The following is a 17,883-nucleotide window of genomic DNA, read 5'->3' on the forward strand; positions in this document are numbered from 1 at the left end:
CTGACACGACCGTAGAGTATGTACACTGTCACGCGTCGGCGTCGTCCCCGGGTGGTACGATGAGCGAGGACGAGGCGAACGGTGACGACGCTGCCGCCGCGGACGACGCGAGCGAAGAGCAGCCGGCCGATCTCGAGGAAATCGGCGAGCGACTCGACGCGCTGGCCGCCGACCTCGAGGATCTCGCTTCGGAGCTCGAGGCGGCCGAGACGGAAGACGACCTCGACGTCGTCGAGGCCGACCTCGAGGCGTTCCGCGAAGACCTCGAGGCCGTCGAGATACCGGAGCCGCCCGAGACCGACGACGAGGAGGAAGACGAGGAGCCCGCGCCCGAGGAGGAACTGCAGGACCGGTACGACGAGACCGAGAGCGATCTCTCGGATCTCGAGTCCGACCTCGAGGACCAGCGCGGCCCGTATGGCGAGGACGTCGTCAGCGAGATCGAGAGCGCGAGCGGAACGATCACCGGCACCCGCTGGACCGAGGAGGGCAACGCCGAACTGATCGAGGCGGTCGACGACTTCCTCGACGAACTGAACGACCTGCTCGGCAGTTCTGTCACCCTGATCAATCAGGGCGAGACCGTTCCCGATCAGCTCGACGCGACGCTCGACGAGGCAGCCGAGGCGGTCGAGAACGCCGACCTCGACGCGGACGACGACGCCGAGACGATCGCCGGCCTCCTCTCCGCGACCGACGGTCTCCAGAGCGACGTCGACGACGCGACCGAGTGGACCGACCTCGAGATCCGCGAACGGCTCCGCCGAGAGGGCTACTACGACGTGCTCGACCACGTCAAGGACTTCCCGCCGGAGTGGCACGCGCTCAAGGTCCACGAGAAGCAGGGGAACGTCGACATGATCCTCCTGGCGCTCGAGACGTTCGATTCGGACTTCATGGAGGAACACTGCATGGAGGCCCTCGAACGGATGGGACCCGAAGAGGCCATCGAGCCGATGCTCCAGAAGGCCAATCGGCGCGATCAGGCGGCCATGCGCATCCTCGGCACGATCGGCGTCGACGACGAGGAGATCGTGGAGACGCTGGTCGATTACGTCGACTCCAACCCGAACCTCCAGCAGCCCGCCTTCCGCGCTCTCGGCGAGATCGGTGCCGAAGCCGCCGTCGAGCCGATCGCCCAGCAGCTCGTCGCCGACGAGGCGGACGTCCGAAGCTGGGCCGCTCGCGCCCTCGGCCTGATCGGCGACACCCGCGCTATCGACCCGCTCGCGGACGTCCTCGCCGACGACGAGTCCGACCGCGTCCGAGCCAGTGCTGCCTGGGCACTCCAGCGAATCGGTACGAAGGACGCCCTCGAGATCGTCGCCGACTACGGCGACGACCGGGCCTACCTCGTCCAGGCCGAAGCCGAACGCGTCGACCTCGAGCCGGCGGCCTGACGACGACCGCTTCCTCGCGAGCACCGTTTTCACGGCGGCTCCGAGATTTTAAGTAGGAAAACGCGGCCAGACGCGGTGATGGACGCCCGTCGGGCCACCCTCGTCGCCGTCTTCGTCTGCTGTCTCGTCACCGGTACCGCATCGTTCTCGGGACTCACGCCCGTCGACGGGACGGCTGCGAACGGATCGGTCGCCGCTCGAGCGACCGCGGCGGCGACTCCGGTTCCGTCCGACCCCGCCTGTCCCGCTCGAGCGTCGACGACCACCGGCGACACCGACCCACCGACGCGCCCGAGGATCGTCGGTCTCTACCCGAACCCGACCACCGATGACGATGTCGGCGAGTACGTCGTCCTCGAGACGCCGCCCCACACCCGTCTTCGAAACCTGACGCTGACCGACGGCCACACGACCGCGCGGCTCCCGAACGCGACGGGTTCCGGTCGCGTGGCCGTGAGTAGGGCCCCCAACGTCACCGAACGGCTCACTGATACACCGGTCGTCGGCCTCGAGGCCAATCTCCAACTCGCGGACGATGGCGACGACATCCGCCTGCGAAACGCGACGGCGACGATCGGTTCGGTGTCGTACGACAGCGCGCCGACGGCGGAACAGTGGTATCGGGCGGCGACGACCGGCGACGGCGACGCCGCAGCACACGGAACGAAGAGTGACCGCGCCAGCGGCCGGTGGTGGCCGCGAGACGCGACCTGTCTCCCCGTCTCGAGCGCCAGCGTCGACGATGCGACGGTGTTCGTCCTTCCGGACGCACCGGGCGTGTCGCGTGAGACGATTCGCACCGCCGACGAGCGGCTCCTGCTCGCGGGCTACACCGTCACCTCTGACGCGATCACCGACGAGCTCGTGGCCGCAGCCGAGCGCGGTGTCGACGTATCGGTCCTCCTCGAGGCGAGCCCGGTCGGCGGCACCCCTGTGCCGACCGACGACGTGATTCGGACGCTCGAGGCCGGCGGCGTCGACGTGCGGGTCATCGACGGCGAGGACGCGCGCTATCGGTACCATCACCCCAAATACGCGGTCGCCGACGATCGCGTGCTGGTCACGACCGAGAACTGGAAGCCCGCGGGCGTCGGCGGCGAGAGCAGCCGCGGCTGGGGCGTCCGCCTCGAGAACGAGGCGCTCGCGGCCGACCTCGCGGACGTTTTCCGCGCCGACTTCGAGGGCTGGGACACCGTCTCCGGTGCGGCCTATCGCGCGAACGCCTCGTTCGTCGAGGACGAGCAATCGATCTTCTCGTCGTCCGCTCCCGAGTTTCCGACGAACCACGAGCCGAGCACGGTTCCAGTCGAGTCCGCCGAACTGCTGATCGCACCGGACAACGCCGACCGACGGATGCAGGAGTTGATCGGTGCGGCCGACGACGAACTTCTCATCGTTCAGCCGAGCATCGCCGCCGACGTCTCGCTGCTCGAGGCGACCGTCGAGGCGGCGCGCCGCGGCGTCGACGTTCGCATCTTGCTGGGCTCGACGTGGTACAACGCCGAGGAAAACGAGCAGTTCGTGGCCGATCTCGAGCGCCTCGCGAAGACCGACGACCTCCCGCTCGAGGTGCGACTGGTCGAGGACACCGACCGCTTCGAGAAGATCCACGCGAAGGGCGTCGTGGTCGACCGGGAGGTGGCGATCGTCGGCAGCGCCAACTGGAACAGCGAAATCAAGTTGGGGTTCCAAACCAGAATACACGAAAATAGTATGCGAAACTAACTAGATGGTCAGAGGTCGAACACGTCGAGCGGGTCCTCTACTTCTTTGCGAATCAGATCGGGGTTGTCTGCCGCCACCGCCATGATCGCGCGGTTGATTTCCACTCGCGACGCGGCCGAGATATTTTTGTGATGGATGCCGACAAGCAATGCTTCGGCTTCGGATCGATCTGGCACGCGGAGTAGGATTTTATCTGATTCTTCCATGCTCTTGTCTATGGGATTGCAATGCATAGGTGTAAGACAGTATATATTTATTCCCGATCCTCGCCGATGTGGATAGACTGACGTATGCCGGTCTCGCATCGATCTCCAAACGCGGCGATGGATGTCAGTTCAATATCCCTTCCGAGGTCATGCGTCGGACGCCCTATGATGACGGTAATGGTGAGGACTCGGATGGGCCGACAGTGCTCCGATTCCAAGGTGTCGGTGGAGTCCTAGTGTTCGCTCCGCAGAATTCTGACTCTCAGCAGCGCATCGACGAGATCATCGCGCATCGCGAGGCGATGATGGACGCGCAGGATTAGCTGTAGCAGCTAAGAAGTGTATCAACGGTCCCGAAGCTCGAGCGACACCTGATATATTCTTTCGCACATTGGGCACATTAGAAACGGATGGCTCTGTTGAAACCCTCAATTTCTGATAGTTTGTTGAGGCCGTGCTGCCCAGCTATCGCTTAGTGCATCTTGATAACATGAATCAGAAAATGTTTTTAGAGACTGTTCTCAGAAATCCACATATTTCTCTTCCCACTCACGACGCTCTTCAATTAGCTCCTCTCCTTGTTCTGTAATATCGTAGTAATTAGTCCGGCGATCCAATTGCCCCTTCTCGACTAACTCCTTGTTCACCACTGTATCTAGATTCGGGTATAAACGCCCATGGTTGATTTCACTACTATAGTACTGCTCTACCTCATCTTTCACGTCTTGACCAGATGGCTGCTCTTCACCCGCGATGACGTAGAGGAGGTCACGCTGGAAGCCGGTGAGATCGTCCATGCAATGGGCCCTCACCCCTTTGGAAATTGTTATAAACAAAATACGGATGTGTATGTGAGTACTATAGCCCTCTCTTTATATACGAGCAAGGTAAGGAGAATACTTAGGATCCGACCTTCGAGCCTCGTAGGGTGCCTATCTCATGCTCAACGAGTTTATCGAATACCTCTTACCAAAACTCTGTAGCGGTTTTCTACTTTCACTGAGGCTGGTACACCTTTTTCACTCGAAAGATCAAATACATCGCATGGAGCTGTGGATTCCCCTGTCACACGCTCCATGGCTCCACTCCGGTTCCCTATGACATTCGAAAACCAGACGCTCGGAAACTGTCCGTTCTGTAATGCTAGAGTCCCAGAACATCAATCCATCATCAAGTTCGTGATGAACGGCAAGCAACGAGTATTCGCAGAATGTCCTGAATGCCGTGAAGTTGTTGATCCGGAAAGCACTGGTTGACTACGCAGGAGTCACCATCGATTTCGTTGAGGATAAGACCTCCCCCATGGCCGATAAGCACCTGCGCTGATCGGTTGTCTCTCGCAGGTAGAACCCTTATAGATCACTCTTTCTGGAGGGTCCTCCTGAACTACGATGGAATTGGAAGGCAGTTACGGGGTTGGCGAACAGACGGCCGCGGCCAGCCGCGAGCGGCTCGCGTAGCCAGCGGCCGTTGATGACCAAGGACGCGTTTGACGGTCGCACGTGAAGGGACAGACGCAGAATAGCGTCAGTCCCTGCTACAGACACGGGAAGCGTGAACGCGATGTCCCAGATGGTTCAGTGCTGGCACAGTTGGTGGGGATCGTGTGCCGGTGCGATACAGCGTGATCTACCCCGGATAGTCGACATCGGTTAGCCATGTCCCGTACCTTGGGGCAGATCGTGTGAACGTGTGGCAGTGAAACGAATAGGCGTTAGCCCGACGAGTTCAAGCAAGCGACGCAGTCTGTGACTTTTCGGGTGACTTCTCTTGACGGGCGTATTCGTAGCTCTCAGTCGGATTTACGAGTGTGCCTTCTGTCGGAGTTCGACATCCGGCTGTAGTCACTGACCTAAACACGATGGGCAGAGTCTGAAGGGAATGTAGGCTGTTTCGACGATGTGGGTGAATGCCATGGCACAGCAAGATCGGTTCGCAGCAGTTTGTGACCAGTGCGGGTCAGTGTACGCTGCAAGAGAGCTATCGTCGGGCAAAATCGGTCCAATAGGACGATCTGAATGTTCTTGTGGGTGTGCGGAATTTCGAGAAATGGAATGAGCAGTACTGACTCTGCATAGAACGGTACTACTCGAATATTTCATACCATATCTGAATTTATTAACTATTCAGGCCGCACCCTATATTTCGCAGTCGGGTTCTGCCAGTTTCAGTGCAAGTCGAGTCAGAGCGTGATTGATACAGGTCAAGGAGTTATCACAGAAGTTGTGCCGGTCAATTGTCCAGCATAATTGCTAAGCGGAACTGCTCGAACGACCGAATTACCTCAACAAATTCGCCGGGGTCAACTGGTTTTTCGAGGACTGCATCTTCATCTGCATCCTCATTGAGGTCACGGGATTCAATCAGGCCTTCATCCAGCCCGGTTAGGACGATTACGGGAACATGACCTAATTCGGGGTGATGTTTGATCTCGTGGAGAACGTCCTCACCATCCACTTTCGGCAGATTCAGGTCAAGCAGTACGATGTCCGGTCGGCGAGCATCCTCGTACTCTCCACGTTGATAGATGAAGTCGAGTGCTGCATGGCCATCGTTGACGGTGTTAAGTGTATTTCCGATGTTACCGTCTGAGAGGGCTTCTTCGATGAGACGAATATCACCGGGATTGTCTTCCACTAACAGTATCACCGCCTCAGATGACTCATCACCCATGGTGTAACGGTCCGGGTTAATAGCTATAAGCAATTCGGTGAGGTGCCTACTAAGCAGACGTTCAAGGTTTCAGTATCAGCCAATTCTGGCGATTATTGGTTAATAAGCACCTGTAGTTGTCGCTCAGCACAGGTTACGTACGTAGCCCCACTGTTCGCTCACAAGCATTTATCTGTCTGAGAAGTCTCTATCTGGTACGGAACAACGATTCATATCGTGTGTTCGCACCCCGAGAATGGAGGGGTCGCTTGAACCAGTTACCCGTTCTGTTGAGGAACGAACCTTGTTCTCTCCACGTCGCGGTCACGTGGAACACATTAGAGTGGACACGGATTCCCCCACAGTGACCACATATATCCAAAAACAAGACTACCTCGACAGAGAGGGCCGTGCAAACCTCAGAGAAAGTCCGCATCGTGTGTACTGAATGCAATTTCTCGAAACTGGTAACGAAGGAAGGGCAAAAATCTGCAGACGTAATTAGGGAACACGGTCGAGAAACTGGCCATAGACTCACTGCTGAGGAACTCGACGATGGTGAGTAAGCAAGTGTAGTGAGCGGGTGGTTCACTGGTTTCGGTGTGAAACAAACGCAGTCGTTGTGCTGTACTAATTCTCTGAGTCAGTCACCACTCTTCTGACGAGAATAAGAAAGGTTCGACCGATTTCGTTGTCCCGTTCATCGATATCCGCTGTTCAGAGTGACTTGACGATGTTGTGAGTGAGACAGCCGACAATGAGTTCACCGAACTGCTTCCACTAGTGTCGTGAGCGAACGAATGCGCCATATTTCCGTTTGAGGCTGGAGTAAACTGTCTCGTTCTGACTCCGTTGGCCGCAAAGGTCGGCGTCCAACCGAGCATTCCACGCTTTGTGGAGCGACGAAAATTCTCGGTGCTTGATGAGGGGGCGAACACCAGCGTCACGGGCTAACGCGCGAACCGTCTGGTCGTCGTATCCCTTATCACCGAGAAGAATTGCCACATTCCCGGCATTCCGCTTGATGAGCGACGGTGCGATCCGCGAGTCATGTTTTCTGGTCGTCGTCACGTGGAGATTGAGGATAGCATTCGCTCTCGTGTCTACGAGCAATGTAACTTTCAACTGCTGAATCGTCAGCTTCGTTCGCTTCGTGTAGTGTTTCGAGGCGTGACTGCGGTCGAACCCGGAAGCGTCGACCCCGACGACACCGTTAGTCGGGAGAAGCGTGATCGAGTGGGTGAGCAGGACACGCCCGACTGCCATATCGAGCCGGTCGAACGCTTTACACAACGTTGAGGGTGAGGGAGTTCGTCCAGATTGATGGCTTTCCGAACCCGGGGCATCTCGATGAGTTCGTCGAGAAGCGTCCGGTACGTCGTGTTCTTCCGAACTTTGAGACAGAGGAGAACGATGTGCTGGTGGAGTGTGTAGCGTCGTTTGGAGAACTTCGAGGAGTAGCAAGCGACAGCTCGGCGTGCCAAGTGCATCGCTTACTCAACGAACCGGAGCAAGCGCGATTTCGGGAGGGCTTCCATCCGGTCAGACTACCTTACGTACCTGTAACTCCCTGAGGATTTCAACAGAGCCGCTGACTTATAATTCAGAACTCGGACGGAAGAGTTGTTACTCGGGTCCCGCGTCGTCCTCGTCATCCGGGGCGAAGAGATCGTGGAAGCAATCTCTGCATAGCGCCGTTCCGACTTGGATATTAAATTCAGATATCATTTTGTGCCAGCGACATTCCGCGCATCGTCAATAATAGTATTCCGGTTCGTCAGTTATTGTTTTCCTCCTGCTCGTAGCGGAGTCGCTCTCTATACGACATCCACGATGTGGGTTTATTTTCCCAGCCGTTCTCCACCGTATATTCAGGGTGACACCGTTTACAAATTCCAACGGTTTTCCCATCCTCTTCGTAGGTGTAGAGACTGCTCGCCCGACGGCATCGTTCTCGGTAGCACGCCCACGTTTCCGAGTTAAGTGGATATGCCATTATTCGTCCACCTCCTCGAAGTCGACGATGACCTCGCCCGCATCGTTGAGGGACCAGCGGACGTTGACGTCTGATTGCGTGGGGACGCCTTTGATCGCGAGGATATTGTGGGGGATCGTGGACGCGTAGCTGTTCTGAGATCGTTGCCAGAGCTTCGTCGTGAACGTGAACCGGTCGTTTTCGCTCATGCTCTATTCAGTGTTATATTCTGAGTGCTACGCTTATATATACCTTCCCCCGTTCCGACCTGTTCACGGTATCCCCGAACCACGAAAAGCTTTTATTGCATCATACCATAGTAACTAACACATGAAGAAAAATTGTCAAGAAATCGTCGACGAAGAAGAGCTAAACGACCTGACCAAGCACAGCATTGAACACGGCATCAAACTCCGCGAGTATTCCGTCGAAGACTGGGGGGACGAGTACTGCGTCGATCCTGACCATATCCGCGAAGCACTGATACACTACGCCTTCGGCGACGGTCCCGTCCAAGCGAAGTTGGACTTCACCTGGAGCGACATCCCCGACGATTTCCCGATTCCGTTCCCCGTGATGTACGCTGATAAGGTCGGTATGGCTGCTGCGCACATCACCAACTGGTCGGATCAGTCCCGGGAGGACTACCTTAACGATCTCGGCATGGGTAAGCCCGATGACTGAATGCTTTGATTGCGGGTACGAACTTGAGTGCGAGCGCGCATTATGCGCGGACTGCCTCGCAGCTCGCGAAAACAGGTTCGAAGTCTCCCTCCGGGGGTGATCGCGATGTCTGAAACTGCAATCGGATACACGCGGTTAAGCCAGACAAGTGATCCGAGCATCAAGCGGCAAAAGCGGCACATCCGCGAGATGGCGGAGGATCATGACTATAATCTGGAGGAGATCATCAACGACGGCCAGCGCACGACGGGATTCGACGATGATCGTGACGGGTTTAAACGATTGTATCGGCTCGTTCGCGATGGAGAGGTTGATGTAATCCTGCTGAACGATAAACGTCGCATCGCCCGCGACTACGAACTCACAACGGAGATCATCGACTACCTTCGTACAAATGAGATTCTGATGCACACATATCGTGAGGGGAAGGTGCGGGTGAATTCGCCCACTGATGCCGCGTTCGAGATATTCAAAGCCGCGAACGAACACGAGGCGATGCAGCGATATATCGAGGCGACTCGCGAGGCTATCGAGGAACGTCTGGAAAACGGCTGGGATCACGGCTGCCCGCCTTATGGACTTGAGTTTGACGACAATGGCCACTACTGGGTGCCTGACCCGGACGAGTGGGATACGGTTCGCACGGTCTATGAAATGCGGTTCGACGGCGATGAGATGGCGTCGTACACTGATATTGCGGACGAGACGGGGTTGAGCAACGGTGGACTGGCCAACATCCTAGATCGAGCGGGCACCTATGCCCGCGCGGCTGACCGAACGCACGAGTACACGTTCGAATGGGGCTGATCATGTATGGGCTACCACGTGAATACGACCGCTGAGATGGTGGATGCCGCGTTCGAACATGCCGAACCTCGCGATGACGGGGGCTATCGCGACGAGTATGAGATTCACCTCGACTCTCTGTGCGGAATCCTCGCGGAGCAAGCCGTGTGTGCGGCGCTCGATGGCGTTCGCGAGCCGCACGATTAGGATATCTGGTGGTATGATCTGCTTGCATCCAGGGGAACGACCATCGATGTGAAGACCAAATACTCTCGCGAGGACGAGTATGACGACACGCTATGCGTTGATATCTCCCGTCTCCGCCCTGTAGAGGACTTGTTCGACCGTTTCGGACGCGCAAGAGCATAATACGCGCACGTGTAAGTTCGTATCCAAAATTTATACCGGGTCCCTCCCATGGATCAGGTACAGCAATGTATAACGAGGAATGGGAACCTGCGATGACGGCGGATTCAATGGACGAGCGGATTGAAGAACTGGCCCAGCTTGCCCGAACGCGGGCGGAAAAGAAGGAGAAGCCGATTGACGACGTGGTCCACGAGATGACTCATGATGCTTATCTAATGAAGCATACCACGGGGGACGTGCTGAGCGAACTTGATGATCTACAAGCGCTATACCCTGAGGAATTCTACAATGGTGGAGATGCGAACAACCATATTATGTCGTATCTCGACGAGGCAGAGGGATATGAATTCTGGGCAGATTACATCTATCTCTCCCTTGGCGCAGGACTAGAGTGGGCAATATTAGATCGACTGGACGCCAATTGAGTTTTATCTGAAGGCAAGGGGTGGATCGCTCAGTTGGTAATGGTCTAATAGTCGGTGCAACACTTCGTCGATTTCGACTGGTCCGACAAGATCGAGGGAAGGCGCATCAAGCGGAATCATTCGTGTCGGGCACCGCTGACGCGGTGCCCTCGCCCTCTCCAACTCTGTAGCTTCCGTTCAGCAGTATCGACAATCTCCTACGGATGAGTGTAGAGCATAAATGGGTTGATGCAGTCGGGAAACGCATCCCCCGCTACGCCCAGTCGGCCTCTCGGCGCATCACGTCGTCACGGAGTTCCTCTACTACCTCCAAGATATCGTCGTCATCCATCATCTCCACACGTCGAACCGTCAGTTCCTCTCGGAGTAGTGTCGTCGTCCGGCTCACGATGTTACTGTTCGACGGTGGATCGTCGTACGTTCCCTCTTCCTTGATTTCGTTCAGTGTGTCGTGACAGAGAAGATCACCGCATGCGTGCGTAACAGGGATGTACCGCACAAAGTTGTGGTCTAGAACGTCGTTGGCGAGTTCTTGGAAACCGAGAACTTGCTTTGTTCTACTGTAGTCCCGATCCTCAACATCTCCCGATTCACCTTCCTCGTAGGTAAGCTCAGCACCCCACCAGATCCGGTGTAGTGCGTTAGAGTATGCGTCTGTCCCGGCCTTCAGGAACTTCTCCTCCATGTTCCCTGGGCTCTCTGGATCGAAGACGTGGTCCCACCGGTAGTGGACAAACTCCGGGAATCGAACGACACAAAGGTAGTGCCACAGTCCGGCGTCCGCCGCCTCGTTGCGTGTCAGGTCGAGTGTACGGTGAAGTGTCGGAGCCAACTTGGCGTCGATGAGCGAGTCCTGAGCCTCAATGTCGTCGTCAGCACGGATTTCCTCTATTCGCTCGTCTACAGGACTAAGGTCTATGGAACGACCCAGCGGCTGTAAGTATGGACCAAGGTCGTCCTCAGTGAGTTCCCGCTCGCCCGCGAGGAAGCGATTGTCGATCATCGGGTGGGCCGCACTCTGTAGGTGGTAAAGTTCAGTCGCCACTCTGGATCGCCTCCTCAATCAGATTCGTCGTGTCGGACGGGATGTCGTACTGCTGATGCACCGCACGTTCGATCCGCTGGACTAGATCTGGGATATCGACGTGACTCCGAACGTCTTCGGCAAGTCGGATCGCCGCCTCGTCCTCCTCAAGATCGGGATACAAATCGTCTAAGAAGATGTCGAACACGTCTTCCTGCCAGCGGTACTCCGGTTCGCCGGTGTCGGGGCTCGTGTCTCGTGCCGTCTGCATCAGTAGCTGCGTCCAGACGGAGTGCTCGATGTAGTCGTAGAGTACATCGCGCAGCCGTGGTGGCCCACCCGTAGCTCCCGTGTTGTTCAGAACTTCCACCACTTGTGGGTGTTCCTGGTTCAGATAGAGTTGGGGGTTCCGAGGTGCCTCCAGGCTGAGATAGTGGATATGATTCTCGTCGGGGAAGCTGTCGTAGTCGCTGAAGTCTTCTATAATCGGCATAAGAAGACTTCCACCGTTCTCCCTCTCGTCAAGTCGAATGATCCACGAGAGCCCGTCAGCGACTCGTGCGCCAACCTTTGACGCATGTTTCGACCCACCAGAGCCGCCTTTCTCGGTTCTGGTGAGGTACGGCTTGATCTTCACTCGTCCACGGTGGCCGTCACGGTTGATACTCATAGTGAATTCGTAAGTCCCTCCATCCAAGGGAGAGTCGGCGAGTATCTGCCGGTCTCGACTCATTGCGAGGGGGTTCTCCTTCACCAGTGCGAGGCGACCCGGCGTCTCTTCCCACTCGTCGAACGGGAAAACCTCCTCAATAGTATCCTGTTCGATGGTAACCTTACCCTCCAACTCCAGACTTTCCCAGTTGCCCTCATCCACCAGCGACAGGAACTGGTCCTCCTCGTCAAGGTTTCCTCTATCACCGAGAGGAGCCCTATCTAGACGGAACGATTCGACATCAAATTCAAGCGCCTCTTCCTGGTACTTGTGCGGGAGGGACTGGCTGACTAAGCTGCCTGTCTGGACGTCATCTTCTCCTTCTTCGTCCGGTTCTGTTCCTTCGACTCCTTCGTTGACAGTCGCCATTACTCGTTCCTCCGTTCTGCCACATCAACCGATACCTTCAACCTCGTCTCGACTTGTCTGTGATCTTCTGTTGATACACCCTCGAAGGAGATCTCCGATGTTCCAGGAGCCGGCTCCAGCCGTCCGACTTGGACTCCCTTCTGTTCCGGGAGTGATATCGAGACCCCAGCCGTATCTGACGAGATGTTCTGCACGGGAAGACGGTCCGACGTCGCTCGCTCCTCAGCCATTCGGATCAATGAGACGGTGACTGCTCGTATCTCGTTACGGTCGCTCAAAGGCTCCACCTCACCGTTGAACGACCAGTGTGTGTACACCTCATCGAACGAGATGTTTGTATTTCCAGTGACGCGCTGACTACTGGGAGATTCACGATCAGAACGCCCACCTCGTGATTCGTTTCCAATCTTGAACCGGTTTCCCAGACGCTGAGGTCCAGTCGTGCCTCGGTTAACGTCGGGCGCGACGAGTCCACGTAACTTTTCGGTTACGTCAGACTTGATGCCCTCTACTGTGGTCCGGAACCCCCGAGAGTAGGTGTTCGCCAGTGTCTCCGTTCGTACCCACTCGTCGTGCTGAGGTGGCTCCGCAGCGGTCAAGAATTCCTCTACGATAGTGTCTTCATCTCGTGGACTCTCGTCGGTTCCCCAAGGTCGTGCACGCCCCCCGAGGAGGACGGCGTGGAAGTTCTGATTTCCGACGACGACTCTATCTCGGTCGTAGTACTCAACGACCATCCCCGCACCTCGGACGAACGCCACCTCATTCCGATGCTGATACTCTCCGGTATCTGCACGTCGAACCAGCAAGTCAAGTTGGGTATCGGCACCGCCACTGCCGTCGCTCTTCTCGGGTACGTCAAGTGAGATGCCCGCCTGCGCGACATCTCCGGGTTCGTCCAGCTGGCTGACCGAGTCACCGCGTTTGTCGAGACAGCTTGTGAAGGGTTCGTACTGCGGATACTCGTCGATACTTGCTTGTTTCGTCTCACCGTCCACTTCGACTGCTACCTCCAGATCGCCACGATAAATCGCGGGCCAGAACCATTCGATTGCCATCTCCGTGATCTGGTCCGCTAACTCTTCGTCGTCCAGTCGCTCTTCCGCTGTAGGTACGCGGAAGTCCACAACTTGGATACTCGTTCCCGGTCCGTCCGGACGACCTAACTGGAGGTCGTCCGCTATCGATTCAGCTTCTTCTCCCCAGATGGACTCCGGCCTCGCGCCCTCCTCGTCGCCGTTCAGACCACCGTACCAACCGTGCCCTTGGTACACCGTATCGCCGTCCTCCGACTTGTGCGTCGGCAAGCGCGTCCGACCGATCAATCGAGGGGACTTGTCTTTCGGGTCGGGTTCGCTCAACGTTGAGTTGAACATGACGAGTGACAGGCCCGAGTACAGCCAGAGGACAGCCTTCCCCAGACCGTAACTTCCGCCGGCAGTATCCCCTGATTTACTGCTGAACAGGACGTCGCGGACCAGAGCGGTGAAGTTTGATTCGTCGGCGTTCTCTTCACCGAGTAGACCTTCTGTGTTTTCGTCCTCAATAGTCAGAATACGGATCTTCTCGTCGTCTTTTATGCGCTTGATCGCCTCAGCGATGTGCTTGCCACTCTCCGTATCTGCCGCTAAATTAGCGTGTTCGGACCACGTCTCGATATCAAGTGCTCTGAGGTACTCTATTGCCTTGTTACCCTGTATAGATTCCAACTTGAACGTGACCCGTGCTGGTTGATCGTTGTCCAACCGTGCGTCATTCGAATTCTGTAACACCTCTCGAACGAACGTCTTCAGCCCCGGTTCACCGTGCGACATCGCGTACTTTGCGACGTCGTCACCGTACCGAGCATCAGTTGGTCGAGACGTGGTGAACCCCCACTGCCCGCTCATCACGACACCCCACTGGCACTAGCGGTTGTGATCCCAGATATGTCGGAAAAGTGTGTGCTTCGGTTCATAATTGCCACAACTCTCTCCTTCCGACATAAATATGTGCGGTACGTCGCCGGTGTAGCCCCCCGATTGGGGTCAGAACTGTGCCTTCGGGGGAGTGCCAGTGGCCAAGTAGTGTGCACCGGCGAGATCGTAACGGGCTTCTCTGAGTTCACGCGACCGACGTTGTGTGTCAGAACTTAGCCCGTCAAGGGTGACAACAGAGAAACGCATCTCGTCCCCATACTCGTTCTGCAGTTTGAATAGCCGACTTGATATCGATCCGGTCGTACCCATTTCTTGGACCGTTTGACCCCACCGTTCCCCCGTTTGATCCTCCCGCCACAGTCGAAACGCATGTACTCCACTACTGTCGATCCTGTCTCGCTCAGAGAGCGGACGGCTCTCGGTCCAGTTGAAACCCAACCATTGTGGGGCGGTCACGTCACGCCAGGGCTGCCACGACGGTACGGTATATGAGGACCGTTCTGCGATGTCCCTCAACTCTTGATGTAACTCTCCGTCGGAGTCGCTTGCGTGCTCAACAGGCTCTCGGTTCAGTTGGACCATAGGAGTCCAGCCAATTTCTCGCCGACAGACCGCCACCAGAGTCGCCTCTATGGCGCGGCGATGTGTTCTATTCGACGATATTGGGGGTGTAGTAACAGAAACCTCCATCTTACCCCCCGCAATTTCAGTAATTTGCTGGAGAGGACGGGCAGCACCGTGTTTGTCACTAGTCTGTCGATCCGATTCGTTCACCCCGGCCGATAGACCAAGCCCTACGCGCTGTCGAACGCCTCCCTCGGATCCCGACTCCCCGACGTACATCAATCCCGGGAGTTCTGAGTGTCGAACTCGGTAGAGGCCTGGGCGACATGGCAGTTCTTTACGGAGCGTTTTCCAGTCTCGAAGGTTGAACCATCTAGACCAATTGAGCCCCATCCACATCGAGGCCTGAGGCTCCGGTTCAAGGCGAGTGAGTGGACCAGGGACGTCAAGAGTTCGTATCTCTGCCGCGCTCCGTCGCGTAGTCTGGTCAACGGTAGCGAGCTCCGACTGAACGATTGACTCGGGGACCGAGAGTATTCGGGCGATTGCGTCACTACCTGGGACGTACTGTGAGAGGATCCAAAACGTCGCCTGTCGATTTGTCAGTCTGGTCTTGGCCACCACCGCTACGATATCGTCAATAGCGTCTGCGGGAAAATCCGAGCACGAGACAACGAACCCACCGCCATCTCTTATTTCTCTGTCTTCAACCACTTTTCTGACCTGCCAGTCGTGAGCGGTCGCTACGGCTTCTCGACCATCTTCTGTGAGTCCGATTCGCCTGGCCACAGTGTCCCAACACCCGTCCGCCTCGGCTAGCACGTACAACAGCCCGTCTTCACTTCGACCGACGGGAAGGGGGTCAAAACCAGTAAAGAGGGTTTCAACGTTAATCACGGACGTGCTTCGAACTTCTCGCAGGGCTCTGGCGAGTGAATCGGCCTCTACGTGATACTGAGTAGCGACGGCTTCAACGATGTCGCGGGAGATAGGCACACCGACGAACGGGTCCCCGACGTACGACGAGTTCGACTCTCGATCCAGATATACGTAACACTCGTTCTCGCCCATCAGACTGTACCTCTTACCGAAATCTGCGACCCACTTGTCCGTATCGGATGCCTGTTTTGTGTCACATCAGAACTCGTCTAACTGGCGGTTGTCCTCACTTTTACGCTCGATGTCCATCCGCTCGTCGTAGTCGGAGTAGTCCACTCGCCCCTCCGAGATTCCTTGTTCGTCCTCGTACACCATCAGCCACACCCGAACCAGGTAGTAAATGAATGGCGCGGGAATCGCGTTCTTCGCTATGTGACTCTTCGGATACGACCTCGGTGAGTAGTTTTTGACCGCCGCCCACCACTCTCTGGACCGTTCGGAGAAAAAGAACGACGAGGTCTCAGCTTTCTCAGACGATCCATCTGTAGTCAAGAACCGTTTCTCACGGGGTGGCTGTGGAACCTTGAACGAAGTCTCGAACGCGCGCTCGTACTCAATCGGCATACCGAACATCCGGCCGTTCAACACAACGGGATCGTTAAGGGGTGCGCGCGGAACGTTTTCGATGATGTAGTGATCACAGTACTTCTCGGCGAGTATCCGTGCACTCGGGATCATGTTCTCGTGCTCATCAGGGTCCCCCGAGATACTCGTCGTCGCGGCCCACCGTGAGCAGACCGGGTGGAACAGCCCGAGATCGAACGTGGTGCCGTCCTTGATCGGTAAGTCCCACTCTTTTTCTTCAATGTGGGCGTCTGCCTTGATCGGCGCACTTTCGTTTGTGTCCTGAGGGTCAATTCCGACACGAATTACGTTTCCGAAGTCGCTGAGTACCTCTGATTCCGTTCCGTAGTCTGCGAAACAGTGGAGGATAAGTGGCTCTTCGCATGTGGTCTCTCCATCTGATGTCACGCAGAACCACCCACAACTGGTTCAGCATGCTGGAAGCAACTAAGAGAATATCCAGTAGGGCAGACCCGTGTATCGTTCACGTAGATTGTCACTGCTATGCGCTTAGACATTGACTCAATTTAAAGCCTCCATCTGAAAACGGTAGTAAAATATAGTCCAACTCAGTCGGCTATGTCTAAAATACTATAATTTGGGAAGTTCAAGTGGTCGTGCTGGATATATAACGTAATTTGGTCATGCGACAGCATCCCGAGAACAACTGCCGGCGATCTCGTAGCGCTATGCATTCCTTTCCAATTCTTGGAAGTAGACACAATACTCGTTGGGGCACTGTCTAGATAAGGGAAACCGCAAGACAGGAGGTCGATGAAGTGACGGTATAAGCTGTGAAACTACCACCTAGAATCTGACACAAAGAGACCCTGTTCCACGAGTCGCGAAAATCCGGCTACTTCAGCAAACATCTCATAAGAAGTAATACTCTCACCACTCATCGATGATGCTGCAACAGACGTTGAAACGCCGCTCTACGTCAGAATCGCTTAACTAGACAGTGCCCTCGTTGGCGAAACACTGCTCACACAACGGTTCAGTCTGACAGACCAGTGCACCGAAATCAAGCAGGGAGAGATTGTACGCTTGAGCGTCGTCAGGTACCAGTCTCTTCGTGAAAGTCAACTTATCCGCTTCTGTCTCGGGCCATGCATCTCGAAGTACTCGATTGTACACCCTCCCAACGTTCCTGTCAAGTACCGGCAATCGGTCACCACGAGCGAAGCATAACGTGGCGTTCGCCACGTACCGTCCCACTCGCGGAAGTTCAATCAGCGATTCCGGCTCGGTGGGGAGGTGGTCGTGTGTTGAGGCGATCTGCTTCAGCGCCTCTGCGCGCATGTTTTGGAATCCGAGGGGCTCAATAGCTTCGACGAGTTCGTCCTCACTAGTCTCCGCTATCTCGTCCAGCGTGGGGAACCGTTCTAGGAACCCCGGATAGACCGCTGCGACGTTTTCAGCCGGCGTCTGAGTCAGGAAGAACTCCGCTACAAACACCTCGTACAGTGTTCGATCTGGTTCCCGCCACGGATACTCGCGGAGGTTCTCTTCACCCCATTCAAGCAGGTCTTCTCGAAACCGGCGCTCTGTCTCGGACAACATCAGTTCT

At 56.3% G+C, this 17,883-nt stretch carries 15 protein-coding genes and 1 pseudogene; 5 read left to right on the forward strand and 11 right to left on the reverse strand.

The window, feature by feature from the left end; all coding sequences use genetic code 11:
• Window positions 1–59 precede the first annotated feature (59 nt).
• Both NDO75_RS04980 and NDO75_RS04985 read left to right on the forward strand, forming a co-directional pair.
• A complete protein-coding gene (locus tag NDO75_RS04980; RefSeq protein ID WP_310904987.1) occupies window positions 60–1,400 on the forward strand; it encodes a HEAT repeat domain-containing protein in 1,341 nt (446 codons plus the stop codon).
• Between the two features lie 78 nt (window positions 1,401–1,478).
• The gene (locus NDO75_RS04985) at window positions 1,479–3,125 is read left to right on the forward strand and encodes a phospholipase D-like domain-containing protein (RefSeq protein ID WP_310904988.1); all 1,647 of its coding nucleotides are present in this window, start codon (window positions 1,479–1,481) and stop codon (window positions 3,123–3,125) included.
• 8 nt (window positions 3,126–3,133) lie between these two features.
• Here the strand turns inward: NDO75_RS04985 and NDO75_RS04990 are convergent, their stop codons facing one another.
• The 5 genes and pseudogenes from NDO75_RS04990 to NDO75_RS05010 all read right to left on the reverse strand — a co-directional run bounded on the left by NDO75_RS04990 (window position 3,134) and on the right by NDO75_RS05010 (window position 8,167).
• The gene (locus tag NDO75_RS04990; protein WP_310904989.1) at window positions 3,134–3,331 is read right to left on the reverse strand and encodes a hypothetical protein; all 198 of its coding nucleotides are present in this window, start codon (window positions 3,329–3,331) and stop codon (window positions 3,134–3,136) included.
• Window positions 3,332–3,852: 521 nt separating this feature from the next.
• Entirely contained in the window at window positions 3,853–4,128 is a 276-nt protein-coding gene (locus NDO75_RS04995) for a PadR family transcriptional regulator (protein ID WP_310904990.1), read from the reverse strand.
• A gap of 1,435 nt (window positions 4,129–5,563) precedes the next feature.
• Complete coding sequence (locus NDO75_RS05000; protein WP_310904991.1) at window positions 5,564–6,004, reverse strand: response regulator; 441 nt, start codon at window positions 6,002–6,004, stop codon at window positions 5,564–5,566.
• Between the two features lie 696 nt (window positions 6,005–6,700).
• A pseudogene (locus NDO75_RS05005) lies at window positions 6,701–7,473 on the reverse strand (IS5 family transposase).
• Window positions 7,474–7,978: 505 nt separating this feature from the next.
• A complete protein-coding gene (locus tag NDO75_RS05010; RefSeq protein WP_310904992.1) occupies window positions 7,979–8,167 on the reverse strand; it encodes a hypothetical protein in 189 nt (62 codons plus the stop codon).
• Window positions 8,168–8,288: 121 nt separating this feature from the next.
• Here NDO75_RS05010 and NDO75_RS05015 point away from each other — a divergent pair, with 121 nt between their 5' ends.
• The gene (locus NDO75_RS05015) at window positions 8,289–8,642 is read left to right on the forward strand and encodes a hypothetical protein (protein WP_310904993.1); all 354 of its coding nucleotides are present in this window, start codon (window positions 8,289–8,291) and stop codon (window positions 8,640–8,642) included.
• Window positions 8,643–8,747: 105 nt separating this feature from the next.
• On the forward strand, window positions 8,748–9,449 hold the full coding sequence (locus NDO75_RS05020; RefSeq protein WP_310904994.1) for a recombinase family protein: 702 nt from the start codon (window positions 8,748–8,750) through the stop codon (window positions 9,447–9,449).
• On the opposite strand, the gene NDO75_RS05025 is transcribed toward NDO75_RS05020, so the two are convergent.
• The gene (locus NDO75_RS05025; RefSeq protein ID WP_310904995.1) at window positions 9,450–9,629 is read right to left on the reverse strand and encodes a hypothetical protein; all 180 of its coding nucleotides are present in this window, start codon (window positions 9,627–9,629) and stop codon (window positions 9,450–9,452) included. It abuts the gene before it with no gap.
• A gap of 233 nt (window positions 9,630–9,862) precedes the next feature.
• On the opposite strand from NDO75_RS05025, the gene NDO75_RS05030 reads away from it, so the two are divergent.
• A complete protein-coding gene (locus tag NDO75_RS05030; RefSeq protein WP_310904996.1) occupies window positions 9,863–10,222 on the forward strand; it encodes a hypothetical protein in 360 nt (119 codons plus the stop codon).
• Window positions 10,223–10,475: 253 nt separating this feature from the next.
• On the opposite strand, the gene NDO75_RS05035 is transcribed toward NDO75_RS05030, so the two are convergent.
• The 5 genes from NDO75_RS05035 to NDO75_RS05055 form a co-directional block, all read right to left on the reverse strand.
• Window positions 10,476–11,225 carry a DUF6339 family protein gene (locus NDO75_RS05035; protein ID WP_310904997.1) on the reverse strand — a complete coding sequence of 250 codons (750 nt, stop codon included), beginning with the start codon at window positions 11,223–11,225 and terminating at the stop codon, window positions 10,476–10,478.
• A gap of 31 nt (window positions 11,226–11,256) precedes the next feature.
• A complete protein-coding gene (locus NDO75_RS05040) occupies window positions 11,257–12,327 on the reverse strand; it encodes a hypothetical protein (RefSeq protein ID WP_310904998.1) in 1,071 nt (356 codons plus the stop codon).
• On the reverse strand, window positions 12,327–14,216 hold the full coding sequence (locus NDO75_RS05045; protein ID WP_310904999.1) for a hypothetical protein: 1,890 nt from the start codon (window positions 14,214–14,216) through the stop codon (window positions 12,327–12,329). The genes NDO75_RS05040 and NDO75_RS05045 overlap by 1 nt, the downstream gene beginning before the upstream one ends.
• 1,731 nt (window positions 14,217–15,947) lie before the next feature.
• Window positions 15,948–16,721 carry a hypothetical protein gene (locus NDO75_RS05050; RefSeq protein ID WP_310905000.1) on the reverse strand — a complete coding sequence of 258 codons (774 nt, stop codon included), beginning with the start codon at window positions 16,719–16,721 and terminating at the stop codon, window positions 15,948–15,950.
• Between the two features lie 546 nt (window positions 16,722–17,267).
• A complete protein-coding gene (locus NDO75_RS05055) occupies window positions 17,268–17,876 on the reverse strand; it encodes a hypothetical protein (protein WP_310905001.1) in 609 nt (202 codons plus the stop codon).
• Between the last annotated feature and the right edge of the window lie 7 nt (window positions 17,877–17,883).

The sequence above is a fragment of the Natrinema sp. 1APR25-10V2 genome, from assembly GCF_031626495.1.
In the GTDB taxonomy this organism is placed as follows: domain Archaea; phylum Halobacteriota; class Halobacteria; order Halobacteriales; family Natrialbaceae; genus Natrinema.